The sequence below is a fragment of the Pelagovum pacificum genome, assembly GCF_016134045.1.
Lineage (GTDB): Bacteria > Pseudomonadota > Alphaproteobacteria > Rhodobacterales > Rhodobacteraceae > Oceanicola > Oceanicola pacificus_A.
The window spans coordinates 3,347,723-3,372,968 of record NZ_CP065915.1 but is presented as its reverse complement, the minus strand read 5'-3'; the positions used below and the strand labels follow the sequence as shown (position 1 = coordinate 3,372,968).

The 25,246-nt window shown below is 65.9% G+C and carries 23 protein-coding genes, 1 tRNA gene and 1 riboswitch; of the genes, 10 read left to right on the top strand and 14 right to left on the bottom strand.

Going from position 1 to position 25,246, the window contains the following annotated elements:
- The 5 genes from I8N54_RS16515 to I8N54_RS16495 all read left to right on the top strand — a co-directional run bounded on the left by I8N54_RS16515 (nt 1) and on the right by I8N54_RS16495 (nt 4,662).
- Nucleotides 1-864, top strand: a complete 864-nt coding sequence (locus I8N54_RS16515) for a branched-chain amino acid ABC transporter permease (RefSeq protein WP_140196458.1) — start codon at nt 1-3, stop codon at nt 862-864.
- Nucleotides 861-1,835, top strand: a complete 975-nt coding sequence (locus I8N54_RS16510; RefSeq protein WP_140196456.1) for a branched-chain amino acid ABC transporter permease — start codon at nt 861-863, stop codon at nt 1,833-1,835. The genes I8N54_RS16515 and I8N54_RS16510 overlap by 4 nt, the downstream gene beginning before the upstream one ends.
- On the top strand, nt 1,832-2,581 hold the full coding sequence (locus I8N54_RS16505) for an ABC transporter ATP-binding protein (protein WP_140196454.1): 750 nt from the start codon (nt 1,832-1,834) through the stop codon (nt 2,579-2,581). Before I8N54_RS16510 ends, I8N54_RS16505 begins: the two co-directional genes overlap by 4 nt.
- Nucleotides 2,574-3,278, top strand: a complete 705-nt coding sequence (locus I8N54_RS16500; RefSeq protein WP_140196452.1) for an ABC transporter ATP-binding protein — start codon at nt 2,574-2,576, stop codon at nt 3,276-3,278. Before I8N54_RS16505 ends, I8N54_RS16500 begins: the two co-directional genes overlap by 8 nt.
- A gap of 160 nt (nt 3,279-3,438) precedes the next feature.
- Nucleotides 3,439-4,662 (top strand): cytochrome P450, encoded by a 1,224-nt coding sequence (locus I8N54_RS16495; RefSeq protein ID WP_140196450.1) that lies wholly within the window; start codon nt 3,439-3,441, stop codon nt 4,660-4,662.
- 39 nt (nt 4,663-4,701) lie between these two features.
- Here I8N54_RS16495 and dkgB read toward each other — a convergent pair whose 3' ends face one another.
- On the bottom strand, nt 4,702-5,514 hold the full coding sequence (gene dkgB / locus I8N54_RS16490) for a 2,5-didehydrogluconate reductase DkgB (RefSeq protein ID WP_140196448.1): 813 nt from the start codon (nt 5,512-5,514) through the stop codon (nt 4,702-4,704).
- A 131-nt stretch (nt 5,515-5,645) separates the two neighbouring features.
- On the opposite strand from dkgB, the gene I8N54_RS16485 reads away from it, so the two are divergent.
- Nucleotides 5,646-6,347: a ribonuclease activity regulator RraA gene (locus I8N54_RS16485; RefSeq protein ID WP_140196446.1), complete on the top strand. Its 702-nt coding sequence runs from the start codon at nt 5,646-5,648 to the stop codon at nt 6,345-6,347.
- A 137-nt stretch (nt 6,348-6,484) separates the two neighbouring features.
- Nucleotides 6,485-7,423, top strand: a complete 939-nt coding sequence (locus I8N54_RS16480) for a DMT family transporter (protein WP_140196444.1) — start codon at nt 6,485-6,487, stop codon at nt 7,421-7,423.
- A 43-nt stretch (nt 7,424-7,466) separates the two neighbouring features.
- Here the strand turns inward: I8N54_RS16480 and I8N54_RS16475 are convergent, their stop codons facing one another.
- The 5 genes from I8N54_RS16475 to I8N54_RS16455 all read right to left on the bottom strand — a co-directional run bounded on the left by I8N54_RS16475 (nt 7,467) and on the right by I8N54_RS16455 (nt 13,629).
- A complete protein-coding gene (locus I8N54_RS16475) occupies nt 7,467-9,371 on the bottom strand; it encodes a glycoside hydrolase family 127 protein (RefSeq protein ID WP_140196442.1) in 1,905 nt (634 codons plus the stop codon).
- A gap of 13 nt (nt 9,372-9,384) precedes the next feature.
- Nucleotides 9,385-10,410 carry a LacI family DNA-binding transcriptional regulator gene (locus I8N54_RS16470; protein WP_231592705.1) on the bottom strand — a complete coding sequence of 342 codons (1,026 nt, stop codon included), beginning with the start codon at nt 10,408-10,410 and terminating at the stop codon, nt 9,385-9,387.
- A gap of 182 nt (nt 10,411-10,592) precedes the next feature.
- On the bottom strand, nt 10,593-11,171 hold the full coding sequence (locus I8N54_RS16465; RefSeq protein WP_140196440.1) for an NADPH-dependent FMN reductase: 579 nt from the start codon (nt 11,169-11,171) through the stop codon (nt 10,593-10,595).
- 147 nt (nt 11,172-11,318) lie between these two features.
- Complete coding sequence (locus I8N54_RS16460; RefSeq protein WP_140196438.1) at nt 11,319-12,389, bottom strand: hybrid-cluster NAD(P)-dependent oxidoreductase; 1,071 nt, start codon at nt 12,387-12,389, stop codon at nt 11,319-11,321.
- Between the two features lie 4 nt (nt 12,390-12,393).
- Nucleotides 12,394-13,629, bottom strand: coding sequence for an aromatic ring-hydroxylating oxygenase subunit alpha (locus I8N54_RS16455; protein ID WP_140196436.1), 1,236 nt, complete (start codon nt 13,627-13,629; stop codon nt 12,394-12,396).
- A 124-nt stretch (nt 13,630-13,753) separates the two neighbouring features.
- A riboswitch (cobalamin riboswitch) is annotated at nt 13,754-13,955 on the bottom strand.
- A gap of 170 nt (nt 13,956-14,125) precedes the next feature.
- Here I8N54_RS16455 and manD point away from each other — a divergent pair.
- A complete protein-coding gene (manD, locus tag I8N54_RS16450; protein WP_140196434.1) occupies nt 14,126-15,334 on the top strand; it encodes a D-mannonate dehydratase ManD in 1,209 nt (402 codons plus the stop codon).
- Nucleotides 15,335-15,400: 66 nt separating this feature from the next.
- On the opposite strand, the gene I8N54_RS16445 is transcribed toward manD, so the two are convergent.
- The 6 genes from I8N54_RS16445 to I8N54_RS16420 form a co-directional block, all read right to left on the bottom strand.
- Nucleotides 15,401-15,475 (bottom strand) — tRNA-Gln (locus I8N54_RS16445).
- A 52-nt stretch (nt 15,476-15,527) separates the two neighbouring features.
- Nucleotides 15,528-16,853 carry a mechanosensitive ion channel family protein gene (locus tag I8N54_RS16440; RefSeq protein WP_140196433.1) on the bottom strand — a complete coding sequence of 442 codons (1,326 nt, stop codon included), beginning with the start codon at nt 16,851-16,853 and terminating at the stop codon, nt 15,528-15,530.
- 80 nt (nt 16,854-16,933) lie between these two features.
- Nucleotides 16,934-17,767, bottom strand: a complete 834-nt coding sequence (kdsA, locus tag I8N54_RS16435; RefSeq protein ID WP_140196431.1) for a 3-deoxy-8-phosphooctulonate synthase — start codon at nt 17,765-17,767, stop codon at nt 16,934-16,936.
- The gene (locus I8N54_RS16430) at nt 17,767-19,608 is read right to left on the bottom strand and encodes a capsule biosynthesis protein (RefSeq protein WP_140196429.1); all 1,842 of its coding nucleotides are present in this window, start codon (nt 19,606-19,608) and stop codon (nt 17,767-17,769) included. The genes kdsA and I8N54_RS16430 overlap by 1 nt, the downstream gene beginning before the upstream one ends.
- On the bottom strand, nt 19,592-20,245 hold the full coding sequence (locus I8N54_RS16425) for an ABC transporter ATP-binding protein (RefSeq protein ID WP_140196427.1): 654 nt from the start codon (nt 20,243-20,245) through the stop codon (nt 19,592-19,594). Before I8N54_RS16425 ends, I8N54_RS16430 begins: the two co-directional genes overlap by 17 nt.
- 181 nt (nt 20,246-20,426) lie before the next feature.
- Complete coding sequence (locus I8N54_RS16420; RefSeq protein WP_140196425.1) at nt 20,427-21,692, bottom strand: Na+/H+ antiporter NhaA; 1,266 nt, start codon at nt 21,690-21,692, stop codon at nt 20,427-20,429.
- A gap of 117 nt (nt 21,693-21,809) precedes the next feature.
- On the opposite strand from I8N54_RS16420, the gene I8N54_RS16415 reads away from it, so the two are divergent.
- Both I8N54_RS16415 and I8N54_RS16410 read left to right on the top strand, forming a co-directional pair.
- Entirely contained in the window at nt 21,810-22,394 is a 585-nt protein-coding gene (locus I8N54_RS16415) for a uracil-DNA glycosylase family protein (protein ID WP_140196423.1), read from the top strand.
- Nucleotides 22,391-23,173, top strand: a complete 783-nt coding sequence (locus I8N54_RS16410) for an SseB family protein (protein ID WP_140196421.1) — start codon at nt 22,391-22,393, stop codon at nt 23,171-23,173. The genes I8N54_RS16415 and I8N54_RS16410 overlap by 4 nt, the downstream gene beginning before the upstream one ends.
- Here the strand turns inward: I8N54_RS16410 and I8N54_RS16405 are convergent.
- Nucleotides 23,170-24,102, bottom strand: coding sequence for a 2-hydroxyacid dehydrogenase (locus I8N54_RS16405; protein ID WP_140196419.1), 933 nt, complete (start codon nt 24,100-24,102; stop codon nt 23,170-23,172). The genes I8N54_RS16410 and I8N54_RS16405 overlap by 4 nt on opposite strands.
- 1 nt (nt 24,103) lies before the next feature.
- Nucleotides 24,104-25,243: a rod shape-determining protein RodA gene (gene rodA / locus I8N54_RS16400; protein ID WP_140196417.1), complete on the bottom strand. Its 1,140-nt coding sequence runs from the start codon at nt 25,241-25,243 to the stop codon at nt 24,104-24,106.
- Nucleotides 25,244-25,246: the final 3 nt, after the last annotated feature.

Here is a 25,246-nt window from a genome sequence, read left to right as displayed (position 1 = left end):
ATGGGCACGATACTGAACATCCTCGTGGACGGGGTCGCCTACGGGATGATCCTCTTCATGATCTCCGTCGGGCTGTCGGTCACGATGGGGCTGATGCGGGTCATCAACCTCGCACATGGCGGCTTCGCGATGCTGGGTGGTGCCGCTGTCCACTATTTCGGTGTGCAGCTCGGGATCCCGTTCGTTCTCGCGGCGCTGCTGGCCATCGGCGCAGTCGTTGCGCTGGCGCTGCCGATGGAGCGCGTGCTCTACCGCCCGATATACCGGATGGGGGAACTCCAGCAGGTTCTCGCCACGATCGGTATCACCTTCCTGATGATCGCGAGCGTGAACCTCTGGCTCGGCTCGACACTTCTGTCGATCCGGCTACCCGATGCCTGGACCGGCACGGTCGACCTCGGCTTCCGGTCGCTGCCGATGCACCGGCTGATCGTGATCGGCGTCGGGCTGGCCATTGCCGGGGGGCTCTACGTGCTGATCGACCGCACGCGGTTCGGCATCCGGCTGCGGGCGGCGGTCGACAACCGGGCCACGGCCTCCGCGCTCGGCATCGACACGGGCCGGGTCTTCCTCGCCACATTCGCGCTGGGGGCGGGCCTCGCCGCGCTCGGCGGTATCCTCGGGGCGGAGCTGCTGCCCGTCGATGCCTACTACCCGCTGCGCTACATGGTGCATTTCCTGATCGTCGTCGCCGTCGGAGGCATGGGCTCCATCACCGGGTCGTTTCTCGCCGCGTTGGGCCTTGGTATCCTCGACACGACGGCGCGCTATATCGTCCCGGATTTCGGAACGATCTTCTTCTTCCTCGTGACGATCCTCGTCCTCGGTCTGCGTCCGCAGGGACTTCTGGGGAGACACGCATGACCGCGCTGCCGCGTCCGCGCCAGCCGGGCCTTCTCGGCCGGGGATTGCTCTGGGATGTTCTTCTGGTCGCGGTCGGTGTCGGGCTGTTCTTCGCCTTTCCGTTCGATCTCGGCTTCATCACCCGCATTCTCATCATGATCGTCTTCGTGCTCTCGCTCGATCTCGTGCTCGGCTATGCGGGGGTCGCGACGCTCGGGCAGGCCGCGATGTACGGCACCGGGGCCTACGCGGCCGGGCTGTTCGCGATCCATGTCAGCGCCGACCCCATCCTCGGACTGGTCGCCGGCGCGGTCGCGGGGGCGGTCGTCGCGTTCATCTCCGGCCTCGTGCTGATGCGGGCGCAGGGGCTGACGCTCCTGATGCTGTCCATCGCGGTGGCCGAGGTGCTGCAGGAGGTCGCCAACAAGGCGCGCCCCGTTACGGGCGGCGCGGATGGCTTGCGCGGTATCCGTATGGATCCGCTGTTCGGCATCTGGGAGTTCGATTTCATCGGGCGCACCGGTTACTGGTACGTGCTGGCGGTGCTGATGCTGGTGCTGCTGTTCCTGAAGGTCGTGGTGAACTCTCCCTTCGGCCTGTCCGCACGCGGTATACAGGAGAGCCCCGAGCGGATGCGCGCGATCGGCACGCCGGTCTACTGGCGGCTCGTGTCGGTCTACACGCTCGCCGGGAGCATCGCCGGGATCGCCGGGGCGCTGGCGGCGCAGGTCACGGCGCTTGTTTCGCTCGAGGTCTACAACTTCGATCATTCGGCGGAGGCGCTCATCATGCTGGTGCTCGGCGGGACAGGGCGGCTCTACGGTGCCGTCGTCGGCGTCGCGATCTTCATGGTGGTGGAGCACCTCGCCGCCGCGGTCGATCCCTTCAACTGGCTGTTCCTGATCGGCGCGCTGGTGCTGGCGGTGGTCTTCTTCGTGCCGTCGGGTCTGCTCGGCCTGCCGAAGGCGCTGACCGATCTGGTGAAACGATGACCGCGGCGCTCGAGGTTCGCGGGCTCAACAAGTCCTTCGGCGGGATCACCGTCTCGAAGGACATCAACTTCGACCTGCGGCCCGGTGACCGGAAGGCCCTTATCGGGCCGAACGGGGCGGGCAAGACGACCTTCGCGAACCTCATCACCGGGATCGTGCCGCCGTCCTCCGGCGAGATCAGACTCGACGGGCAGGCTCTCTCGCCGCTTGGCGAGCCGCAACGCGTGCGGGCCGGGATCGCCAAGACATTCCAGATCACCACGCTGTTCCGGCGCCTGACGGTGCGCGAGAACATCCGCCTCGGCGTGCAGGAACGCCGCCGGCAGGGGATGCGTATGTTCCGCCGTGCGAGCGGCGACGCGGACGTCGAGGCCGAAGTCGCCGACCTGCTGGAGCAGTTCCACCTGTCGCGCTTCGCGGACCTGAAGGTCGAGACGCTCGCCTATGGACAGCAACGCCTGATCGAGATGGCGCTGACGCTTGCTCTGAAACCGCGCATCCTGATCCTAGACGAGCCGGCGGCGGGTGTGCCCTCATCCGAAAGTCACCTCATCATCGAGGCGATCGAACGGCTGCCGGCGGACCTCGCCGTGCTTATCATCGAGCATGACATGAAGCTGGTGTTCCAGGTGGCGCGGTCGATCGTCGTTCTGGTGAATGGCGCGATCCTGACCGAAGGCACACCGCAGGAGATCGCGGCGGACGAGCGGGTGCGCGAACTCTACCTCGGAGCGCGGCATGAGTGAGATCCTCGCGCTCGACCATGTGACAGCCGGCTACGGCGCGACGCATGTACTGGAAGACCTGACGCTCTCCATCTCGAGTGGCGAGCGGCTGGCGATCATCGGCCGCAACGGCGTGGGCAAGACCACCACGCTGGCGACGGCGATGGGACTGACGAAGCTCCACGCCGGGCAGATCCGCATGGCGGGTGAGGACATCTCGAAGCTTGCGCCGCACAAGCGGCAGGCGAAGGGGCTCGGGCTGGTTCCGCAGACGCGCGACATCTTCCGCTCGCTCAGCGTCGAGGAGAACCTGCTGGCCGGTGACACAGGCGGCTGGGACATCGGGCAGGCCTACGAGCTGTTCCCGCGCCTGAAGGAACGGCGCCGCAACGGTGGCGCGCAGCTTTCGGGTGGGGAGCAGCAGATGCTGGCAATCGCGCGCACGCTGATGGGCGCGCCGGACGTGCTGTTGCTGGACGAGCCCCTAGAGGGGCTGGCGCCGGTGATCTGCGACATGCTGATGGACGTGTTCGAGCGACTGGCCTCCGAAGGGCGTACCATCGTTCTCGTGGAGCAGCATGCCGACCTTGCGCTGAGGTTCGCGGAGCGAGTGGTGATCCTCGACACCGGCAGGATCGTGCACGACGGCGCGGCGGCGGAAGTTCTTGCCGATCCGGCGATCCTCGACCGGCATGTCGGCGTCGGGCTGACGGGCTGAGGCCCATTCAGGGGGCGCTGCCCCCTCCGGGCCTGTGGCCCGTTCACCCCCGGAGGTATTTCCGGCCAGATGAGCCCGGGGAGCGTCAAGGTTGATGAACTTTCAAATGGGCTGTCGGGACAACTCGGGGCGGCTATGATCGCCGGAGGGAGGAAGCTCAATGACCATGCACGAAGGCCATATCGCCATCGACCCGCCCTCCGGTGTGTCGGTCTGGGATGTCGACCCCTACGACGAAGCGGTGCTCGTGGCGCCGGAACCCTACTATGCCGACCTGCGCGCACAGGGGCCGTTCGCTTACATCCCGAGCTACAAGGTCCTCGCCTGCGGGCGCTACGAGGAGACGAAAGAGGTCTTCGGCGACCATGAGCGGTTCGTCTCCTCCCGTGGCGTCGGCCTGCAGGACTTCATGCATGGCGAACCGTGGCGGCCGCCGTCCATCGTGCTTGAGGTCGATCCGCCATATCACACGCGCACGCGCCGGGTCATCATGCGGGCCCTGTCGCCGAAGGCCGTCGCGGCAATGAAGGAGCAGTTCCGCGTCGATGCGGAAGCGCTCGTCGACCGGCTTGTCGAACAGGGGACCTTCGAGGCGGTTACCGACTGCGCCGAGGCCTATCCGACGACTGTCTTTCCCAAGGCTGTCGGGCTGCGGGATGTCGATCCGCGCCGGCTCGTCGATTACGGCGCGATGGTCTTCAACGCGCTCGGGCCGGACAATGCGATCCGGCAGAGGGCGATGTCGCAGGCCGGCCATATCGTGCCCTGGATCACTGCATCCTGTGCGAGGGAGAACCTGCAGGAGGGTGGCTTCGGCGCGACGATCTACGAGGCCGCGAAAGACGAAGAGGTGACGGACGAAGAGGCGGCGATGCTGGTGCGCTCTCTCCTGTCGGCGGGCGTCGACACGACGGTCACCGGTATCGGCAACGCGCTGTGGTGCCTTGCGACCAATCCCGAGGCATTCGAGGCGTTGAAGGCGGATCCATCGCTCGCACGACCCTGCTTCGAGGAAGTGCTGCGTTATACGTCTCCGGTCCACACCTTCTGCCGCACGGCTGCCGTCGACACGGAGGTGAGCGGCGTGAAGATCAAGGAAGGCAGCAAGATCCTCTGCTGTCTCGGCGCGGCGAACCTGGATGGCGACAAGTGGGACAGCCCCGACACGTTCCGCATCGACCGGCGCCCCATGGGGCACCTCGCCTTCGGTGTGGGCGTGCACAATTGCGTAGGCCAGAACGTCGCGCGGGCGGAGCTCGACGCGCTGCTGACCGCGATCGCCGAAAGGGTGGATCGGATCGAGCTTGCTGGCGATCCTGTCTGGCGGCCGAACAACGCGGTGCACGCGCTCGACCGGATGCCGGTGAGGTTCGTCGGCCGTTGAGGCGTGAGGGCGGCCGGGAAGTCCCCGGCCGCGCCCTTGTCAGTCCCAGTCCGGCGCGGTGTCGGGGTCGATCCGGCGTTGTCCGCGGTCGAGCTCCCCGATCGCGGCCATATCGTCGTCGTCGAGCGTGACGTTCAGCGCACCGAAATTCTCCGCCACGCGGTCGGCGTTGCTGGTGGTCGGGATCGTGACGAAGCCTTGCGCCAGTTCCCACGCGAGCGCCACCTGCGGTGCAGTCGCGCCGTGCTTGTCGGCGATCTCGACCAGCTTGGGGTCGTCCGACACCGTGCCCTTGGCAAGCGGCTGGTAGCAGGTCACCGCGATATCTTTCGACTTGCAGTGCTCGGCCAGCTTGCGGTTCTGGAGGTAGGGGTGCAGCTCGACCTGGTTGGTGGCGAGCGCGCCTTCCCCGAGAAGCCCGATCGACTGGTCGATCAGCGCAATGGTGAAGTTCGACACGCCGATGTGGCGGGTCAGGCCCTTCTCCTTCGCTTCGGCGATCTGCGTCATGTAGGTTTCGAGCTCGTATTCGTCGTTGGGCGACGGCCAGTGGATCAGCGTCAGGTCGACCTCGTCCACGCCGAGCTTTTCGAGCGACTCTTCGAGGCTCGGGACCAGCTTGCCGGGCGCGAAGTTCGGCATGTTGATCTTTGTGGTCAGCCAGACTTCCCCGCGCAGCAGGCCGGAGCGGCGCAGCGCCTCGCCGACTTCTTCCTCGTTCTCGTACATCTGTGCGGTATCGAGATGGCGATACCCGGTCTCGAGCGCGAGGCGCATCGTCTCGATGCCGTCCTCTCCCTTGCGGCCGAAAGTGCCGAAGCCGAGCGCGGGCAATCCGTTGATACGGTCCATGAGGGTCCTCCCTTTGGGGTGTTTGGCACAGACAAGGACATCGGGCGGCGAGTGTCCATACCGTCAGGCCTTGCGGGGGCGGCGAAGATGGGGAAGCTGCGCGAAACTGTCCCATCCTGCCGGAGGCCCTTATGTCGTTCAGCCCGTCCGACCTGTCCGTCCTGAAGTCCATCTCGACCGCGACCGTCACCACGATCCTGCTGAAGAAGGGGCTGCGCAACGTGTGGCTGCGAGGCGCGATTCCGCTGGTCGGAGCAGGGGAGCGGATTGTCGGCCCGGCCTTCACGATGCGGTTCGTCCCGGCGCGCGAGGATCTCGCGACGCCGGCGAGCTGGAACTCCCCGACCTCGACCCGCGCCGCGATCGAGGACATGCCGGAGGGCTGCATCGCCGTGGTGGACGCCATGGGCCACCCGGACGCGGGTATTTTCGGTGACATCCTCTGTGCGCGAATGGCGAAACGGGGCGTCGCGGGATTGGTGACGGATGGCGTCGTCCGCGACCTTGCCGGCGTCGAAGGCACAGGCCTGCCGGTCTGGGCGTCCGGCACCGCCGCGCCGCCGTCGGTCGCGGGCCTGACCTTCGTCGGCTGGCAGGAGCCGATTGCCTGCGGCGGCGTCGCCGTTATGCCGGGCGACGTGATGGTCGCCGACCGAGACGGCGTCGTCGTGATCCCCGCCGACCTGGTCGAGCATGTGCTGGAAGCCGGGCCCGAGCAGGAAGCGGCGGAGGAATGGATCCTTAGTGAAGTCGAGAAGGGTGCACGGCTCCCGGGGCTTTACCCGATGAACGAGGAGACGCGGGCGCGATACCTCGCCGACCGCAAGGGTTGATGGGCTTCGCTTGACAGGGCGCGGGCCGCTCCCCTAAGGCCGGATTGCGGGCGATGGCGTCGTCCCGCTGATCCCGAATTTTCGTCCTGTACGCCCGGACCGTCCGGTGCAGCGCCGCTGCGCCGAAGGAGGCCGAGATGTCCCTTCTCGCGAACCAGTCCGTGCGACCATCGACCGGCTCCATCGCCGGGATCGTGGCGATGTGCTGCGGCATGATGCTGTTGCCGGTGGGGGATGCGATCTCGAAAGCGCTGACCGGCTACCTCGTCCCCTCGCAGATCGGTGCGGTCCGCGCGGTCGTGCAGAGCCTGATCCTCGGTCTGGCGCTTCTGCTGTGGCGGAGCCGGGCATGGGGCAGACCCTTCACGGTCTGGTCGCTGATCTCGGGACAGTTGATCGCGATCATCAGTCTGAGCCTGATCGCGGCCTTCAAGACCATGCCGATCGCCACGGCCATCGCGATCTTCTTCGTCGAACCGCTGATCCTCACGCTGCTGGCCGGCCTGCTTCTGGGCGAAAAGCCGGGACCGCACCGCTATGCCGCGATCGGAGTCGGGATGGCGGGGGTGCTGCTGATCCTGCGGCCGAACTTCGCGATCTTCGGGCCGGTCGTCTTTCTGCCGCTGATCGGGGCCGTGGCCTATGCGCTGAACATGATCGTGACGCGAAAGGCGACGCGGGAGAGCAGCGCGCTGACGTTCCAGTTCGGAGTCTCGGTCTTCTCCTGCCTAACACTGTCACTGGTGATGCTCGGTTCGGGCCACGGAATCGGGCCGGTGCTGGAGATGCCGTCGCTGGCGATCTCGGGGCTGCTGATTTCGGGTGTCGTGGCGGCGGTGACGTTCCTGCTGATCGCGCTGGCCTTCAGCAAGGCGGAGGCGAGCGTTCTGGCGCCGTTCCAGTACCTCGAAATCCTAGGCGCGACCCTGATCGGTTACCTTGCCTTCGGCGATGCGCCGGATGCGCTGACCGTCGTGGGGACGCTGATTGTGCTGGGCTCGGGGATGTATGTCTTCCACCGCGAGCGGCGGGCGAACCTGCCGGTACGGCGCACGCAGACGCGGCGGGACCGCTGAGGGGGCGCCGCCCCGGCGCGAGGCCGGGGCGTGCCGTGGTCGGTTACTCGCGGATCCAGACCGCCATCGGGTTCGGACCCCGGTTCGCCCAGATGTAATAGGGCACCGCGGTGATCGAGGTGTCGGCCTCGGGCGCCGGCTCCGTCCGGTAGAGCGCCTTGCCCCAGTCGGCGGCCTGCTCTGCCTTGGCCTTCCCTTCGATCACGGTGATCCCGCCAAGGAAGTCGGGCCGGAAACTGGAGGACAGCGCCGTATCGCCCGGAAGTCGGACGCGGTTGACCGGCTGCTCGTTGTCCTTCTGCTCGATGCAGTAGACCAGTGGACCCCGGCGCAGGGCGACCTTGCCGGCGTCGGCACGGACGTCCGGGTGGGCGCGCAGGCGCTCGGCCGGCATCGGCAGGGACAGCTCGACCGCGTCGCCCTTGGACCATGTGCGGTTCATCTTGAGGTAGCCGCGTTCGGTCTTCACCTCGACCGCCTCGCCATTGACCTTCGCCGTCGCGTCCTTCGCCCAGGACGGAATGCGCAGTGACAGGGTGAAGGGCCCGGTGCCCTCTTCGGGGGCGAGATCGATGCGGATGTCGCCGTCCCACGGGTAGTTCGACGTCTCCTTCAGGTGCACCTTGCCGCCGGCGACCGGCAACGTCGTCTCTGCCCCGCCGTAGAGGTGCACCGCGACCTCCGTCTCGGCGACGCCGTAGAAATAGCCGGCCACCGACGCGACGAGGCGCGAGACGTTCATCGTGCAGCAGGGGCAGAAGTGCCAGGCCCAGCGGGAGTGGCTGCCGTCGCTGTCGAGCTTGTTGTCGTAGAAGTAATGTGCGCCGTCCTTGCTCAGCCCGGCGAGCGAGTTGTTGTAGAGCGCCAGCTCGAGGATGTCGGCATAGTGGCCGTCGAGGTCGAGATTCAGCATCCGCGCCGCCCAGAAGACCATCGCGACCGAGGCGCAGGTCTCGGCATAGGCCGTCTCGTTCGGAAGATCGTAGTCCTTGGTGAAGCCCTCGTTCCGCTCGGACGGGCCGAAGCCGCCGGTGACATACATCCGGGTTTCGGTGACGTCCTTCCAGAGCGCCTCGCACGCGGACTTGAGGCCGTCGTCGTCATGCTCGGCGGCGAGGTCGGCCATCGCGGTGTAGAGATAGATCGCCCGCACTGCGTGACCGACAACCTTGTCCTGCTCGCGGACCGGCTTGTGGCTCTGGCTGTATTCGTGGGTGCCCTGAAAGAACATCTCGGGCGTGTCGCCACGTTCTTCGCGCTCGATCTCGAAGTAATGCTCGACACCGTCGGTGTTGCCGCGCTCGTCCACGAAGTAGGTGGCGAGGTCGAGGTACTTCTTCTCACCCGTGGCGTGGTAGAGCTTTACCAGTGCGAGCTCGATTTCCTCGTGGCCGGGGTAGCCGCGGCGCTGACCCTCACCGGTGCCGAACGTCTCGGCGATGTGGTCCATGTACCGCATCATGATCTTCAACAGGCGATCGCGCCCGGTGGCCCGGTAATAGGCGACGGCACCTTCGAGAAGGTGACCGGCGTTGTACAGCTCGTGGTTGTCGCGGAGGTTGGTCCAGCGGTTCTCGGGCTCACGCTGGAGATACCAGCAGTTGAGGTAACCGTCCGGTGCCTGCGCCTTCTTTAGCTTGTCGGTGATGTCCTCGATCTGCGCCTCGACCTTTTCGTCGCGGCGGTGCGACAGGCCGTAGGAGGCGGCCTCGACCCACTTGCCGACGTCACTGTCCCAGAAGATCTGCGTGGTGAAGTTGTGCCGGTTCTTCGGGATCGTCAGCGGCGGCGCCTCTGGCCGGATCGTCAGCGAATCCAGGATGTTGTGCTTTTCCAGCTGGTCGTACTGGGTCGGGATCGTGGACTCCATCACCGTGTCGAGCCGTTCGTGCCAGAACGGGCCGGTGATCTTCACCTTGCTGAAATCCACGGACGAGTAGGTGCGCATGTTCAACCTTTCTTCAGGGTAGGGCGGCGCGCTCGGTGGAGCCGCGCAACTCGAGTCTGCAGGGGAGGCGGATCGTGCCGGTCTGGCGCTCTCCGCCGATCATGGCGAGCAGGCGGCGTCCGGCCTCCTGCCCGAGTTCGGTCAGCTGCAAGTCCACCGACGACAGCGGCGGACGGCAGGCATCTGTCATCACCGGCCAGTTGTCGAAGCCGATGATCGCAATGTCCTCCGGCACGCGGTGGCCAGCGTCACGGAAGGCCTCGACGCAACCGCGCCCGATCTGGTCGTTGCCGCAGAGCACGGCGTCCGGGACCTCGCCCCGGTCGAGCAGCTGCGACGCGGCCTCGCGACCCCATGCCTCGGACCACGGGCCGTGCATCACGGGCATCGCATCGAGGCCGGCGTCCTCCAGCGCGGCGAGGTAACCGCTGGCGCGGAGCGACACCGCGACGAAATCCTGCGGCCCGGTCACGTGCGCGATCCGCTTGCGGCCCTGTGCGACGAGGTGATCGACAGCCAGCTTCCCGCCCCCCTCATCGTCGGGCAGCAGGGTCAGCGCGTCGCGATCTTCCGCATTGGAGAAAACATAGACCACCGGAATGCCGACACCGCGCAGGTCCACCGGCGGACGGCGGTCGGCGCGGCGGGCTGTCACGACGATCCCGTCGACCTGCTTGGCGAGCAGCTGGTCGATATGGCGCTGCTCGAGCTCCGGATCGTCGGTGGCGTTTGACATGAAGACCCCGATGGCGTGCTCGGCCAGCACTGCTTCGAGCCCTTCCATGATCGGCATGGTGAAACGCCCGAAACTGTCGTTCGAGATCAGCCCGATGGAGCCGGACAAGCCGGTATGCAGGCTCTTGGCGAGTGAGTTCGGCCGGAAGTTCATCGACCGCGCGACTTCGATGACCCGCTCGCGCGTCGCCTTGGCGATCGTGCCGGTGTTGTTGAGGACCTTCGACACCGTGCCGACGGAAACGCCCGCGGCGCTTGCGACATCGCGGATGGTGGCGGCCTTGGTGCGCGGAGCGGGCGTCAAGAGACACCTCTCACGCAGGAGAGGCCAACCACAGCCGGCGCACGTTTCGATCCCGCGACTGCGGGCTTGGTGCTGTTCATCGGCGTCTCCTCCCCACGGCCCCCGAGGCCGCCACTTACCTTTTTGGAAAACCTTTTCCTAGAGGCGGAAGCTGTGGGAAACGGAGAAGCCTGTCAACCGGTTTAGGCCATTTCGGGAAGCGGCATCCGGGACCGAGCGGGCGTCAACGCCTCGCACCACCAGCGCAGGCGACCCGACAATTGGCTCATCGCCTCGTTCATCTGACGAAGATCGGCGGGGTCGCTGAGTTCACCGTCGATACCGAACCGCTGGCGGGGGTGGGCGAAACTCACGGTGTCGCGCAGGGTCGTTGTTTCCAGCTGTGACAGAATCGGGCGCAGGGCCTCGACCGCACGTAGACCACCGGATTCGTCGCCGTAGCTGACGAAGCCGACCGGCTTGGCGGCGAGCTCGTCGCCGATCTCGTCCAACAGGGTCTTCAGCGCACCGGGGTAGGCATGGTTGATCTCCGGCGTGACGATCACTGCGCCTTCGACCGGTGCAAGCAGATCGCGCAGCGCCCGCGCGGCGAGGCCGCTGCCGCTCTGCAAAGGCAGCAAATCGGGCGCGACGGGATCGACACGGACCGTGTTGAACCCCTCGCCGTGGAGACGGTCTGCGACCCATCCGGCGATAACGTCGTTGTAGCGGTTCTCGCGGATGGATCCCTGGATCAGGGCGATGGTCGTCGCTGCTTTCATGGTCGTCCCTCGTGGCGAAGTTGGCACGAGAGGAAAGTTGCAATCTCAAGTATGGTTGAGGACAAGCGAAATCTTCATGGCACCTTTCGGGTCAGATTTCTCCTGAGAGAATTGCGAAGGCCTATCGAAGGGCCTTCTGCGCCGGGTTCAGACGTCGATCGTGACCGATCCGATCGCGTGCGAGCAGCAGGCGAGGATATAGCCGTCGGCAATGTCGTCCTCGGAGATGCCGCCGTTGTGGACCATGTGCACTTCGCCGGCGATCTTCTTGATCTTGCAGGTGCCGCAGACGCCGAATGTGCACCCCGATGGAATGTTGAGCCCGGCATTCCGTGTCGCGGCAAGGATGGTGTCCGTTTCCGAGCAGGTGGTCGAGCTTCCGGAGGCGGCGAAGTGGATCTCGGCCTTGGTATCCTCGTCCGGAACCACATCCTCGGGCAGTGGAAGCTCAGTCCCGACCGGCGCGGAGAAGCTTTCCTGATGGAACCGGTCCATGTCGAAGCCGAGCCCGGCGAGCGCCTCGCGCACGGCGGTCATGAAGGGTTCCGGCCCGCAGCAGAACACCTCACGCTCGAGGTAGTCCGGTGCGACGAGGCCGAGGATCAACTGGTTCATCCGCCCTTGGAGGCCGGTCCAGGGGTGGAAGCGGTCGGGCTGCTCGATCACCCACTTCAGGTCGATGCCGGGCACCCGGCTCGCCATGTGCTCCAGTCGCTCACGAAAGATGATCTCCGACGGGCGGCGGGCGCAGTTGACGAAGACGACGTCCGGCTCGGTGCCGAGATCGTACATGTAGGTGGTCATCGCCATCATCGGCGTGATGCCCGAACCGGCGGAGATGAAGAGGTACTTGTCGGATTCGTGGTGCAGGTGGCTGAAGCGGCCGGCCGGACCGATCGCTTTCAGCCGCATACCGGGCTTCAGGTTGTCGAGCAGCCAGCGCGTCGCCACGCTGGCGCCCTGCGCCTTCGCCGTGATGGACAGCGACCGCGGCCGCGATGGCGAGGACGAGATCGTCCAGGTCCGGTGCACGGGACCGCCCGGCACCGGGACCTCGAGGGTCAGGAACTGGCCCGGGAGGAAGTCGAACAACGCCCCCGACGGCGCCCGGAAGGCGAAGGTGGCCGTATCCGGCACCTCGGGGATGATCGAAACGCATTCGAGCATCTCGCTGTCGTTCCAGATCGTCCGGGAGGGGAAGGAGGAGAGGTCGTTCATGCGGTCACTCCGCTGCGAGGGACGCCGTGTTGCCGCCGAGCCGTTCCGTCATGGTGTTGCAGTACCAGTCGACGAACTGGATCACGCCGGATTCCTGAAGGCTGGAATAGGGGCCGGGGGTGTAGGCGGGAGAGTTGATGCCCTGCTGGTTGTCCTCGACCACGCGGCGGTCCTCGTCGTTGGTCGCGATCCAGACTTCGGTGAGCCGTTTGAGGTCGTAGTCCACCCCCTCGACTGCATCCTTGTGGACGAGCCACTTCGTCGAGACCTCGGTCTCGTTCGGGGAAATTGGTGTGACGCGGAAGACGATCGAGTGATCGGCGAGGAAGTGGTTCCACGTTGTCGGGTAGTGGAATTTCAGGAGTGAGCCCGCGTCGTCGAACGGCACGCGGCCAAGGCGACGTTGCACGGCGATCCCGCCATCCATCGTGTAGCTCTTCGCGCCGACCTTTAGCGGCATCCGGGCGAGCCGGTACTGGCCGTCATCCGACAACCGGAAGTTCGAGGTAATGCCGGCGGCTTCGCAGCGGTCGAAGTGTGCCTGGATGTGGGCCGGCACCTCGCCGCCCTCGCCGATGCCTGCGACGCTCGGATCGTCGGGGAAGGTGCGGCAGAGAGCGGGATGGTTGCCGCCGCAATGGTAGCACTCGCGGTTGTTCTCCCAGACCAGCTTCCAGTTGCCGTTCTCGATGATCGCGCTTTCGTACGCCACCTTCGCGTTCGAGAGGTCGTGCGGCTCGAGGTAGGGACGGGCAAGATCGGCGAAAGCGTCGAAGTCGGGCGCTTCGTCGGCGAGGCAGATGTAGACGAGCCCGCAGAGTTCGCGGCAATGCACCGTCTTCAGCCCATGCGCGGACGGATCGAACCCGGCGTCCATGTCGCGCGCCCACAGCAGGCGGCCGTCGAGCTCATAGGTCCACTGGTGATAGGGGCAGACCAGCTTGGGCGCGGTGCCCTTCGCGGCCTTGCAGATCAGCGACCCGCGGTGCCGGCAGGAATTGTGGAAGGCGCGGATCACGCCGTCGGCGCCGCGCACGATGATGATGCGGTAGGCGCCGACCTTGTGGGTCACGTAGCTCCCGGTTTTCTCCAATTCGCAGGACGGGATCGCGAACAGCCAGTCGTGGTACCAGATGGTCTCGAGGTCCTGCGCGTAGATGTCGGGGTCGGAATAGAACGCCTGCTCCAGCGCATGGCCGGGGCGGCGGCGGGAGAGAAGCTGTTGGAAATGCGTCTGCATGTCGGTCTGGCCTTGCTGCCGCGCCCCGCGGCTTCTCTTGGATGGAACGGGCGGCTGACCCTGCCGGTGTCGCGGTGGGGCGAGGAGCCGCGATCCGGTCGTGGGCCCTCACCGCCACCCGCGGTTGAGCATTCTGCGCAAGGCCGGTGTCCGGGCTGCGAGAGCGGGCTGCCGGACGGACGCTCGGGTCTCTGGCGGGGCTCCTCCTCCCCTTCGTGACCACAGGCGCCCGCCGCTCTCTCACCGGTGCGGGGGCAGCGCCGGCATTTCACCGGCTTTCCCAGTTCGCAGCCCCGTCGGACCGCTCCTTGCCGTTTCCGCATACAGACAATCGCGGTGTCGAATCGTCGCTTTTGCGACTTCGTGCCGCGCGGATTCGACGTGGCGTCTTTTCTCTGCCGGAACGGGCCGACCCTCTGCCTCGACCGCGGTCGGGGTGCATGCTACCCCGACCCTGCGGCACAAGGGGCACCGCGACGCCAAGGAAGGGCAGGCCATGAAAATCACCGACATCAAGGTCTTCGTGACCTGTCCGGGACGCAACTTCGTCACTGTGAAAGTCTATACCGACGAGGGGCTTACCGGCGTCGGCGATGCGACCCTCAACGGGCGCGAGCTCGCCGCCGCAGCCTACCTCGAAGAGCATGTCGTGCCCTGTCTGATCGGGCGTGATCCGCGGATGAGCGAGGACATCTGGCACTACCTCTACCGGGGCGCCTACTGGCGGCGTGGCCCGGTGACGATGGCCGCCATCGCCGGGATCGATACCGCGCTGTGGGACATCAAGGCGAAGGCGGCGAACATGCCGCTTTACCAGCTTCTCGGCGGGGCGAGCCGTACGAAGGTGCTCTGCTACACCCACGCGCAGGGCCGCGAGATCGGCGAGGCCGTCGACGCGGTCGGCGAGCGGATGTCTCAGGGCTACAAGGCGATCCGGGCACAGGTCGGCATCCCCGGTCTTCCGGATGTCTACGGGACCGGGGACGGCACGCTGACCAACACCGCGGATGACGCGGGACTGCCGAAGGAAGAGGTCTGGTCGACCACGAAGTACCTCCCCCGCATCCCGCAGCTGTTCGAGGAGATACGCGCAGCGCACGGCGACGAGATTCACCTGCTGCACGACGCGCACCATCGCCTGACGCCGATCGAGGCGGCACGACTTGGCAAGGACCTCGAACCGTTCCGGCTGTTCTGGCTGGAAGACACGGTGCCCGCCGAGAACCAGGATGGCTTCCGCCTGATCCGCCAGCACACGACGACGCCGCTGGCCGTGGGCGAAGTGTTCAATACGATCTGGGACTGCAAACAACTGATCGAAGAGCAGCTGATCGACTATATCCGCGCGACCTGCGTGCACGCGGGCGGGCCGACGGCACTGCGGCGGATCATGGATTTTGCCGGGCTCCACCATGTCCGCACCGGCTGTCACGGCGCGGCGGACATGTCCCCGATCTGCCTCGGCGCGAACCTGCACCTCGACCTCTGGGCGCCGAACTTCGGGATACAGGAGTACTCCGGCTACTCGGAGGAGATGCTCTCCGTCTTCCCGCACGCGTGGAGCTTCGAGGACGGCTACATGCATCCCGGCGAAGCGGTCGGGCATGGAGTCGACTTCGATGAGGAGGCCGCCGCAAAGCATCCCTACAAACGCGCCTACCTGCCGGTGAACCGTCTCGAGGACGGAACGCTCTGGCACTGGTGAGACGGCTCACGAGCAGTCCGCGCCGGGGTCGGCGCGGGCGGTCGTGGTCGGTTTTGTCGGATATGCTGGCTGGGGTGGTAGGATTCGAACCTACGGTACACGGTACCAAAAACCGCTGCCTTACCGCTTGGCTACACCCCAGCAGCGAAGCGCGTGATAGCGGCAGTGCGAGAGAGGTTCAAGACCCAATCCGTTACTCCTTCTGAGCATTTTCACGAAGCAGATCTTCGGTCTGATCCTGGTTCCGTTCGGCGTTCACCATCGCCTCCAGCTCGACCGCGGTCGTCTCTTTCACCTCGGCGAGGTCGCTGACCTCGACCGTTGGCGGCGGGCGTTTCATCTCCTCGTCCGTGTGGGAGGTCTGCTCGCCCGAACCCGCCATGTGAATTGTGTAGGTGGTGTTCGGGATGTCGATTCCGGCGGCGAGCAATCCGCTCTTCACCCGGCGCAGCGCTTCGCCCCGCGCCAGGAGGAGCGACGTGCTTGTCTGGTCGATCCATCCGGTGACGACCAGCTCGATCCCGCTGTCGGTCACTTCGCCCAGCCAGACGGCCGGGGCAGGGGTGGCGAGGGTGAATGGAAGCTCCGTGATCGCTTCGGTCGCGATACGCTTCGCCTCGCCAAGATCGGCCATGAAATCGACCGCCAGTTTGAACATGAAGCGCATTTCGGGATTGATCGAGTAGTTGACGATCCGGCTCTTGAAGACGGTCGCGTTCGGGATCCGGATGTGGTTGCCATCGAAGGACAGGATGATCGTCGCCCGGCTGGTCAGCCGGATGACCTTGCCCTGATCACCGTTGATCTCGACCACGTCGTTCGGGCCGAAGGGCTGACGGATCGACAGCATGACCGAGGCGATGAAGTTCTCCACCGTGTCACGAACCGCGAAACCGACGGCCAGACCGATGATCCCCGCCGCGCCCAGGATGGTCGACAAAAGCGCGGTCGCGTTCATGATGTCCAGCGCGATGACGATGCCGACGACGATGAACACAAGCCGCACGATCGCGCGGTAGAGGTTCGCGATGAAGGCGTTGGGCGCCATCCGGTCCCACGGGTTTTGCCAGCGGGCGATGATGAAGCCGATCGACACGATCACCGCAAAGACGGCGCCCGCGATCAGCAGGAGCGGCAGCACGACGATCAGCTGCTCGACCCTGTTGCGGAACCGCTCCACCGCCGGGTTCAGCCGACGGACAATGTCGGAGGTTTCGACCACCTCGTTCTTGACCGCGACGATCCCCTCGACCCGGTTCACGAGCTGGCTGAGCTCCGTCACCTCGGTGATCGAGGTCGTGGTGCCGCGCAGCGTGACGATGCCTTCGGACACTGTCACGGTGACGTCTTCGTAGCCGCCGAGCTCTTCAAGGATTTCGCGGATCCGGGTCGCCATCGCCGCGTCGGTCTGGGCGTCGTTCTGGGCGGTGATGGTGCCGTTCGGACCGTCATCCTGGGCGGCGGCAGAAAAAGGCAGGCAAAGCGCAAGCGCGAGAAACAGAATTCTGAAAAAGGTCATGGGTCAGCAGGACATTGATAATATCCGGCTGACCTTAGGCGGCGATGCCGCAACGGGAAAGACCCTGAATGACCCGGAGGTCAGAGGCGGATGGGGTCCGCCTTGGCGATCTTGTCGAACTCCATCAGCCGGGAGACAAGCGCCGGCATCTGGTCGAGGTGGATCATGTTCGGCCCGTCGGAGGGCGAATTGTCCGGGTCCTCGTGCGTTTCGATGAAGACCGCAGAAATGCCGAGGCTGACGGCTGCACGGGCCATGACCGGCGCGAACTCGCGCTGGCCGCCGGATGCGCCGCCGAGCCCGCCGGGCTGCTGCACGGAGTGTGTGGCGTCCATCACGACCGGGTAGCCGGTCTTCATCATCTCGGGCAGCGAGCGCATGTCGGCGACAAGGGTGTTGTAGCCGAAGGACACGCCCCGCTCTGTCAGCAGAATACGGTCGTTCCCGGTCGACGCGACCTTGGAGGCGACGTTCGCCATGTCCCAGGGGGCGAGAAACTGACCCTTCTTGATGTTGATGACCGCGCCGGTCTTGCCCGCGGCGAGCAGAAGGTCGGTCTGCCGGCAGAGGAAGGCCGGGATCTGCATGATGTCCACGACTTCCGCCACGGGTGCGCACTGCGCTTCGGAGTGGATGTCGGTAAGGACCGGGACACCGAGCTCGGACTTCACGGCGGCGAGCACTTCGAGGCCCTCGTCCATGCCGAGGCCGCGCTTGCCCTTGAGCGAGGTGCGGTTGGCCTTGTCGTAGCTGGCCTTGAAGACGTACCCCGCCCCGACGGCGGCGCAGGCTTTCTGCATAGCCTCGCCGATCATCAGCGCGTGGTCGCGGCTTTCAAGCTGGCAGGGCCCGGCGATGACGGTCAGCGGACGGTCGTTGCCGAACGTGACATTCCCGACTTGGACGTCCTTCATCAGGAGCCCACCTGTTCGCGCAGGATGGAACCGGTGATCGAAACCATGAGATAAATCCCCGAAAATATGAGGAAGGCCAGGAGCGTATCCTCGAAGGCCCTCGGATAGGTCGGTTGATCCGGCGCCACCGGCGCCACCGAGAGCGACAGGTAACGCACCTGACGGTTGGCTTCAATCTGTGCCGATTCCATGGATTGCATCGCCTGCTGCACCAGCACGTTCTGGAAGGCGTAGTTCTCCTCCGCGAGGCGAAGCTGGGTGTTCTTCTCCGCCTGGCTGGCCTGACCGTCGGCGGTCGAGACCGCATTCTCCTGGATCTCGGCGATCAGGGCGTCGATGTTGGAAATCTCGGTCTCCAGCGCGGCGACCTGGCTTTCGTTCGGGCGGCGCACGGCGAGCCGGTTTTGCAGTTCGAGCTGCAGCTCCTGCCGGCGGGTCTGAAGGCCGGCGATCTGTGCAGTGCGCGCCGAAGTCTCGCCGGCAGGGTCGATCGTCTCGAGGTCCTGTTGCAGGCGGAGGAGCTCGCCAAGCGACTCCTGCCGTCGTGCCTCCGCGTTTTCGTAAGACTCGCGCGCGCCGGCCATCTGGTCTTCACGAAGTCGCTGTGTAAGGCGGTCGACCTGCTCTTCCGCATAACCGACGAGGGCAGAGGCGAACTGCTCGCTCTTCTGGGGATCAGGGGCGACGACCTCCATCCGCAGGATGCCCTCGGTCGGGTCGTAGCTGACCTTCACGCGCTTCTGGTAGACGTCGTAGGTCTCTTCGTTCGTCGCGTCGACCGGCAGGCTCTGGAGCGGGTCGACATGTTCTTCGCTGAAGGCTTCCCGGAAGCCGTGCTCTTCATCGAGGCGAAGCATCGCCTCACGCGAGGCGAGGTAGGACTGGACCGCGATCGAGTCCTGCTGCGTCGCCATCGAGGTGCCCTGGAACAGGCTGCCGAGGCCGCCGGCCGCGCCGCTGGCTTCCGCCTGCTGGATCACGACCTCGGAGTTGGTGGCGTACATCGGAGTCGCCACGTTGTAGAAATACCAGCCCGCGGCGAAGGTCGGCACGCCGATGAACAGCAGCAGCCGGACGAGCATGAAGGCGATCTTGCGGCGGCGGCGGGCGGCGAGCTGCTTCTGGATCTTCGCGACTTCGAGCATCCCGGCCTGCATGGCGCTCGGGTTGCCGACATCGGTCGATGGAAGCTGTGCCTTCTTGGCGCGTGCGGGCAGGGTGTTCCGACCGGCGGGCACCGTTTGCGGCAGCTGGTGGTTCGGATTGCCGCCCCCCGCCCCGTCGGCAAGCTGGGCGCCGTCGGGCACGACGAGCTCGAGAACGCTCGACCGTTGGAACGGGTCGATCCCGGCCTTCCGAAGCTGGCGGACAGCATCGAAGTCCGAGGTGACGGCCATTCCCTGCTTCTGGGCGACACGCCGCGCCATCCGAAGCTGGCGACCGGTCAGCCCTTCACGGCGGATCGCGTCGATGTCGTCTTCGGCGGCGGTCTGGTTCGCGCTGTCGACCGCACCTTCGAGCGTGCGGTTCGGCGTTTCGTCCGTCTTCACCTCGCGCCCCTGTCCGGGGTTCTGGGCGGCGTTCTGTCGGGCGGGCGGCTGCTGGCGGGCAGGCTGCTCTTGCCGCGTGGGCTCCTGATCGACGACGTCGCCGCCGGTCTCCTCGCTCTGTGCGACGACGCGGGGACGCTGGCGATTGGCCTGCTGTTGACGCGCGGCCTGCTCCGGTGACTCATCGGTTTCGTCGACAGGATCGGCGGCGGGTGCTGCGGCAGCGGCCCCGGCACCCGGTCCGACACCACGGCGGATGCGGAACTTGCGGGCCTTAGGCTTCGTAGTCATAGAGCTGCTTCGCCTCTTCCAGCGTATCGAACATTGTGAGCTGCCCGTGCCGCAGGACCGCGGCTCTCTGGCAGAATGCCTTCAGCGTTTCCGCCTGGTGCGAGACGACCACGATCGTTGCTTTTTCCAGCCGTTCGCGGAGGATGGCGCCTGCCTTGCGGTTGAACTCCGCATCGGTCGTCTGCGGCATGCCTTCGTCGATCAGGTAGATGTCGAAATCAAGTGAAAGCAGGAGCGAAAAGGTAAAGCGCGCCCGCATCCCGGCGGAGTAGGTGCCGACGGGCATGTCGAAATATTCCTTGATGCCCGACATCCAGCGGCAGAACGCCTCCACGTAGTCGGGATCGAGTGAATAGAGCCGGGCGATGTAGCGGCTGTTTTCCTTGGCGGTGTGCTTGTTCACAACGCCGCCCATGAAGCCGAGCGGGAAGGAGATGCGGCTGGTGCGCCTGATCTCGCCCTCATCGGGCTTCTCGAGCCCGGCCATCATGTTGATGAGGGTCGTCTTGCCGGTGCCGTTGGGCGCGAGGATGCCGAGGGATTGGCCGATGTCCACGCGGAAGCTGGCCCGGTCGAGGATGACCTTGCGCTGCTTGCCCGTCCAGAAGGACTTGCTGACCTTGTTGAACTCAATCATCTCGACATGTCTGCTCTTCGGCCCCGAGGCGCCTTGCGGTTTCCTCCGCCTGCGAGAGTGACGGATGATCGTTAAGGCCCCCTTCTACGGGGCGAATTTGCCGGCATTATGTCTGAGATGTGCGCGGCATGACAACGGATTTCACTGAAATCCGATGCCATCCGCGTGAGCCTGTGGCCCTTCAGTTCTCGATCTTCTGCACCTTGATCAGGCGGCCCACGATGAAGGACAGCGCAGCCGCGAAGAAGCTGAACAGCGCACCCATCTTCGCCGCGTCCTGTACCGGGCCCGGATCGAAGGCCACCGACGCGATGAACAGCGATACGGTAAAGCCGATCGCCGCGACGCAGCCGATCGCGAACAGGTCGATGATCCGCATCCCCTGCGGCAGGCCGAGCTTCAGAGGTTTCGCTGCGATCCAGCCGAACAGGAGAATGCCGAACGGCTTGCCGATCAGCAGGCCGGCGAGGACCAGCCAAGTGGCGTTGCCGATGGAGCCGAATTCCACCCCCGCGTTGAGCAGGCCGAAGAAGAACAGGATGACTTCGACCGGGTACTTCAGCCCGTGCTCGATCTGGTTGAGCAGGTCGGTGAGGTACTGCTCCGCCTCGGAGAAGATGCCGAACGCGCGGTCGGCGTGCGGGATCGTCGGTACGATCGGCAGCAGGCCGAGCGCCGGGTGAATGCCCGCCATCATGAAGCCGTACCAGCTGAAGCAGGCGGCGAGGAGGTAGGGCCAGAAGCTGAGCGTGCGGCGGACCCAGGTCGACGTCGGCCGGTCCTGATTGCCCCGGTCGAGCTTGCGGGGCAGCCAGTTCGCCAGCAAGAACACCGCGGCCGCCGCGAAGACGGACAGCAGCAGCCATTCCGGCGCGAGTTCGCCGCTCGGGTAGAACACCGCGAGGATGATCAGCCCCGCGGCATCGTCGGCGATGGCAAGCAGCAGCAGGAAGCGCACCGCCGGGTGCCCTGCACCGAACACAAGCCGCCCGACAAGATAGCTGAAGGCGATGTCGGTCGCCGTCGGGATCGCCCAGCCGTTCGCCACGGCGCTGTAGGTTTCCGACCCGAGGAACGCGGCAAGGCCGAGATAGACGGCGATCGGGCCGAACATGCCGCCCGCGGTCGCGACCAGCGGCGTCGCGGCCTTCTTGCCGCGCAGCGAGCCGTTCTCGAGGATGATCGCTTCCCAGACCTCCTTGGCGGCCATCGCGAAGAACAGCGCCATCAGCAGGTCGTTGACGAGGTAGTGCAGTGTCAGCGTCCGATAGGCCTCGTGCCCCTCTTCCGCCGCGTGCAGGTGCCCGATCGGCGCGTGGTCCCAGATCACGAATTCGACGAAGTGATGGTAGCTGTCGGCGTCGACATTGGCCCAGATCAGCGCGGCAATGGCGCCGAAGATCAGCAGAAGGGAATAGGCCGACAGGAAGTTCCAGACGCGATACATCACTAACTCCGTTTGAGGTCACGACGGGGTTAATGTTTCACATCCCGCAGGGCAACAGCGGAGCGATGATTTCGCCCACCGGTTTGCCAAGCGGCTGCCAGTGCCTAACTTCCCGTCATGCCTGATCTTCCCGACCGCATCCGCGCCTGCCGTATATGCGTCGACCGCTTCGCGCTGACGGCCACGGCGCACCGGCCTCGACCAGTGGCGTGGTTCCGGCCGGGCGCGCGGCTGCTGATCGCGGGGCAGGCGCCGGGGTTGCGGGTGCATGAAAGCGGCGTGCCGTTCGACGATGCCTCCGGCGACCGTCTGCGCGACTGGCTCGGCCTCGACCGGTCCGAATTCTACGACATGGACCGGGTGGCCATCGTGCCGATGGCCTTCTGCTTTCCCGGCTACGATGCGCGGGGCAGCGACCTGCCGCCGCCGAAAGTCTGCTCCGAAACCTGGCATGACGCGGTGATGCAGGATCTCGGCGCGGTCCGGCTGCGGTTGCTCATCGGCGCTCATGCGCATCGGTGGCACCTCGGCGCGCGTGGCTCGGTGACGGAGACCGTCGCGAACTGGCGCGATCACGCGCCCGGCCTGTTCCCCTTGCCTCACCCGTCGTGGCGCAATACCGGCTGGCTGAAGAAGAACCCATGGTTCGCCGAGGAACTGTTGCCCGTCCTGAAGCGGCGGGTCCGAGAGGTGATGACGTGACCGAAACCGATCTCGACCGCGCCCATGCCGCGATGGAAGCCGCGCCGGACGACGATGTCCTGCGCCTCGCCTTCTTCGAACGGCTCGCCGACGGCGAACTCTTCATGCTGCTGGAGAAGGAAGCCGACGGCGACAACGTGGAGCCACGCATCTTCGAGGTCGAGGAGCAGGGTTTCGTCCTGGTCTTCGACAGGATCGAACGGCTGTCCGGCTTCGCCGGTGATGTGACGCCCTATGTCTCGCTGTCCGGGCGGGCGCTTGCCGCGATGCTGGCAGGGCAGGGAATCGGGATCGGCCTCAACCTCGACATGGGACCGGCGGCCTCGCTGTTGCCGCCCGAGGCCGTCGATTGGCTCGCCGGGACCACAGCCCGCGCTCCGGAGGCCGCCGAGGGGCGGATCCGCTCGATCTCTCCACCGACGGGGCTGCCGGAAGTCCTGCTGCCTGCGCTCGACCGCAAGCTCGCCACGGCGACCGGCCTGGCACCCTACGCCTACCTTGTCTCAGTCGAGTATGACGGTGGGACCAAGGGCCATCTGCTCGGCTTCGTCGACGCTGTCCCCGGTGCGGAAGGCGCGCTTGCAGGTGCCGTCGGAGAGGCGCTGTCGTTCTCCGGCATCGAAGCGGGGGAGCTCGACGTCGCCTTCTTCGCCTCCGGCCATCCGATGACCGAGGCACTCGCGCGGCAGGGCCTGCGGTTCGATCTCCCGGAGCGCGCGCGCCCGGCCGAACGCAAGGCGCCGGGCAGCGACCCCGACGCGCCGCCGCGCCTGCGCTAGTAGCCGAGCGTCCGGTCGACGAGGTAGAGCAGCGGCTCCCCCGCCTCGGCGCGGCGCAAATTCTCCGCCACGACTTTCGCGGCTGATGACGGCCGGGTCTCCGACGCGATGTGCGGCGTCACGGTGACCTTCGGGTTGGTCCAGAAGGGGTGCGGTTTCGGCAGCGGTTCTTCACGGAACACGTCGAGCGTCGCATGCGAGAGTACACCCGAGTCGAGTGCCGCCAGCAGCGCGTCATCGTCGATCAACGGCCCCCGTCCGGGGTTCACGACGAAGGCCCCGTCCGCCAGCAACGCCAGCCGCCGCGCGTCGAGCAGGTTCTCCGTCTCGGCGGTCAGTGGCAGCAGCAGCACCACGCCTTCCGCCCCAGTGAGTGCCTGATCCAGCGTCTCCGCCCCGCCAAGACAGCGCACGTCGGGCAGGTCCTTCTGCGTCCGGGCCCAGCCAGTCACGTCAAAGCCGAGGCCGGCCAGCGTCGTGGCACAGGCCGCGCCGAGCGCTCCGAGGCCAAGAACGGTGATCTTCCGATCCGAGGCGAGCGGCGGCACGACCGGCTCCCACTCGCCCTGCGGCGTGCCGAGAAACCGGTCGATCCCGAGGTGGTGGCGCAGGACATGGCCCGCAACGTACTCGACCATGCCGCGTTCGAGTCCCGGATCGACCATCCGGGTCAGCGGCATCGTCAGGGTCTCATTGCCGACGATTGCCTCGACCCCGGCCCATAGGCTGAATACGGCCCTGCAGCGCTGGTATGGCGTGAAGTCCGATAGGAAGCCGTTCGGCGCGTAGACGATATAGTCGACGTCCTCAGGCGGGTGGTCGGTGGCAAGATCGACCTCCAGCCCTTCCGCCGAGAAGGCGTCGGTCAGCGGCGTGCGCCACTCGTCCCACCGGCTGCGCGGCGCGGAGAAGAGGACCTTCAAACCCATCCTAGCGCGGACGGTGGACGTGGGCGGATTGTACAAGGCCGAAGGCCAGCAGCAACACGAGCATCGCCGACCCGCCGTAGCTGACCAGCGGCAGCGGCACACCGACAACCGGGGCGAGGCCCATAACCATCGACATGTTCACCGCGAAGAACAGGAAGAACGTCATCGCGACACCGAAGGTGAGCAGCGATGCGAAGCGGTTCGTGTTCTGGATCGCAGAGGCCACACAGAAGAAGATGATCAGCCCGTAGAGCACGAGAAGCGTGAACGCCCCCATGAAGCCGAACTCCTCCGCCAGCGTGTTGAAGATGAAGTCGGTTTGCTTCTCTGGCAGGAAGTTCAGGCGCGACTGCGTGCCCTGCATGAACCCCTTGCCCGTTAGCCCGCCGGAGCCGAAGGCGATCTTGGCCTGCGTGATGTGATAGCCTGCGCCGAGCGGGTCCGCCGCCGGATCGAGGAATGTGTCGATCCGCGCGTACTGGTAGTTTTCGAGCAGCTGCCACGGTGTGCCGCGGCTCTCGAACACGGCGAAGACCGCGCCACCGATGCCCGCGATGATCGTCGCGAAATAGGCCCAGTGGACTCCCGCCAGGAACATCATGGTGCCACCGCCCGCGACCAGCAGGATCGACGTGCCGAGGTCCGGCTGGCGCAGCACGAGGTAGGTCGGCACGAAGATCAGGATCAGCGGCGGGATCAGCCAGAGCGGCCGCGAGGTGCGGTTCATCGGCAGCCAGTCGTAATAGGCGGCGAGCGCCATCACGAGCGCGATCTTCATCAGCTCGGACGGCTGGAGCTGCATGAAGCCGATGTCGATCCAGCGGACCGCGCCTTTACCTTCCGTCCCGAAGAACTCGACGAGGATCAGCAGGAACAGGGAGCCCGCATAGGCCACCCCCGCGACGTTGCGCCAGAACCAGATCGGGATCATGGCCGCGCCGATCATAAGCACGAGCCCGACGCCGAAGCGCTTCATCTGCGGCTCCGCCCAGATCGACAGGTTCCCGCCGGCCACGGAGTAGAGCATCAGGAACCCGGCACAGGCGACGGCAGTCAGAAGGAAGATGATCGGCCAGTTGAGATACAGCAGCTTCCGGAAGCCGGAGGGCGTATATTTGACCTGATACTCTAGGTAACTCATCCC

Coding starts and splice junctions, on each gene's coding strand:
- kdsA (WP_140196431.1), bottom strand. CDS start 17,767: ATGAAGGACGTCCAAGTCGGGAATGTCACGTTCGGCAACGACCGTCCG.
- manD (WP_140196434.1), top strand. CDS start 14,126: ATGAAAATCACCGACATCAAGGTCTTCGTGACCTGTCCGGGACGCAAC.
- I8N54_RS16425 (WP_140196427.1), bottom strand. CDS start 20,245: ATGATTGAGTTCAACAAGGTCAGCAAGTCCTTCTGGACGGGCAAGCAG.
- I8N54_RS16420 (WP_140196425.1), bottom strand. CDS start 21,692: ATGTATCGCGTCTGGAACTTCCTGTCGGCCTATTCCCTTCTGCTGATC.
- dkgB (WP_140196448.1), bottom strand. CDS start 5,514: ATGGACCGTATCAACGGATTGCCCGCGCTCGGCTTCGGCACTTTCGGC.
- I8N54_RS16415 (WP_140196423.1), top strand. CDS start 21,810: ATGCCTGATCTTCCCGACCGCATCCGCGCCTGCCGTATATGCGTCGAC.
- I8N54_RS16430 (WP_140196429.1), bottom strand. CDS start 19,608: ATGACTACGAAGCCTAAGGCCCGCAAGTTCCGCATCCGCCGTGGTGTC.
- I8N54_RS16510 (WP_140196456.1), top strand. CDS start 861: ATGACCGCGCTGCCGCGTCCGCGCCAGCCGGGCCTTCTCGGCCGGGGA.
- I8N54_RS16485 (WP_140196446.1), top strand. CDS start 5,646: ATGTCGTTCAGCCCGTCCGACCTGTCCGTCCTGAAGTCCATCTCGACC.
- I8N54_RS16475 (WP_140196442.1), bottom strand. CDS start 9,371: ATGCGCACCTACTCGTCCGTGGATTTCAGCAAGGTGAAGATCACCGGC.
- rodA (WP_140196417.1), bottom strand. CDS start 25,243: ATGAGTTACCTAGAGTATCAGGTCAAATATACGCCCTCCGGCTTCCGG.
- I8N54_RS16465 (WP_140196440.1), bottom strand. CDS start 11,171: ATGAAAGCAGCGACGACCATCGCCCTGATCCAGGGATCCATCCGCGAG.
- I8N54_RS16480 (WP_140196444.1), top strand. CDS start 6,485: ATGTCCCTTCTCGCGAACCAGTCCGTGCGACCATCGACCGGCTCCATC.
- I8N54_RS16455 (WP_140196436.1), bottom strand. CDS start 13,629: ATGCAGACGCATTTCCAACAGCTTCTCTCCCGCCGCCGCCCCGGCCAT.
- I8N54_RS16505 (WP_140196454.1), top strand. CDS start 1,832: ATGACCGCGGCGCTCGAGGTTCGCGGGCTCAACAAGTCCTTCGGCGGG.
- I8N54_RS16515 (WP_140196458.1), top strand. CDS start 1: ATGGGCACGATACTGAACATCCTCGTGGACGGGGTCGCCTACGGGATG.
- I8N54_RS16495 (WP_140196450.1), top strand. CDS start 3,439: ATGACCATGCACGAAGGCCATATCGCCATCGACCCGCCCTCCGGTGTG.
- I8N54_RS16405 (WP_140196419.1), bottom strand. CDS start 24,102: ATGGGTTTGAAGGTCCTCTTCTCCGCGCCGCGCAGCCGGTGGGACGAG.
- I8N54_RS16460 (WP_140196438.1), bottom strand. CDS start 12,389: ATGAACGACCTCTCCTCCTTCCCCTCCCGGACGATCTGGAACGACAGC.
- I8N54_RS16440 (WP_140196433.1), bottom strand. CDS start 16,853: ATGACCTTTTTCAGAATTCTGTTTCTCGCGCTTGCGCTTTGCCTGCCT.
- I8N54_RS16500 (WP_140196452.1), top strand. CDS start 2,574: ATGAGTGAGATCCTCGCGCTCGACCATGTGACAGCCGGCTACGGCGCG.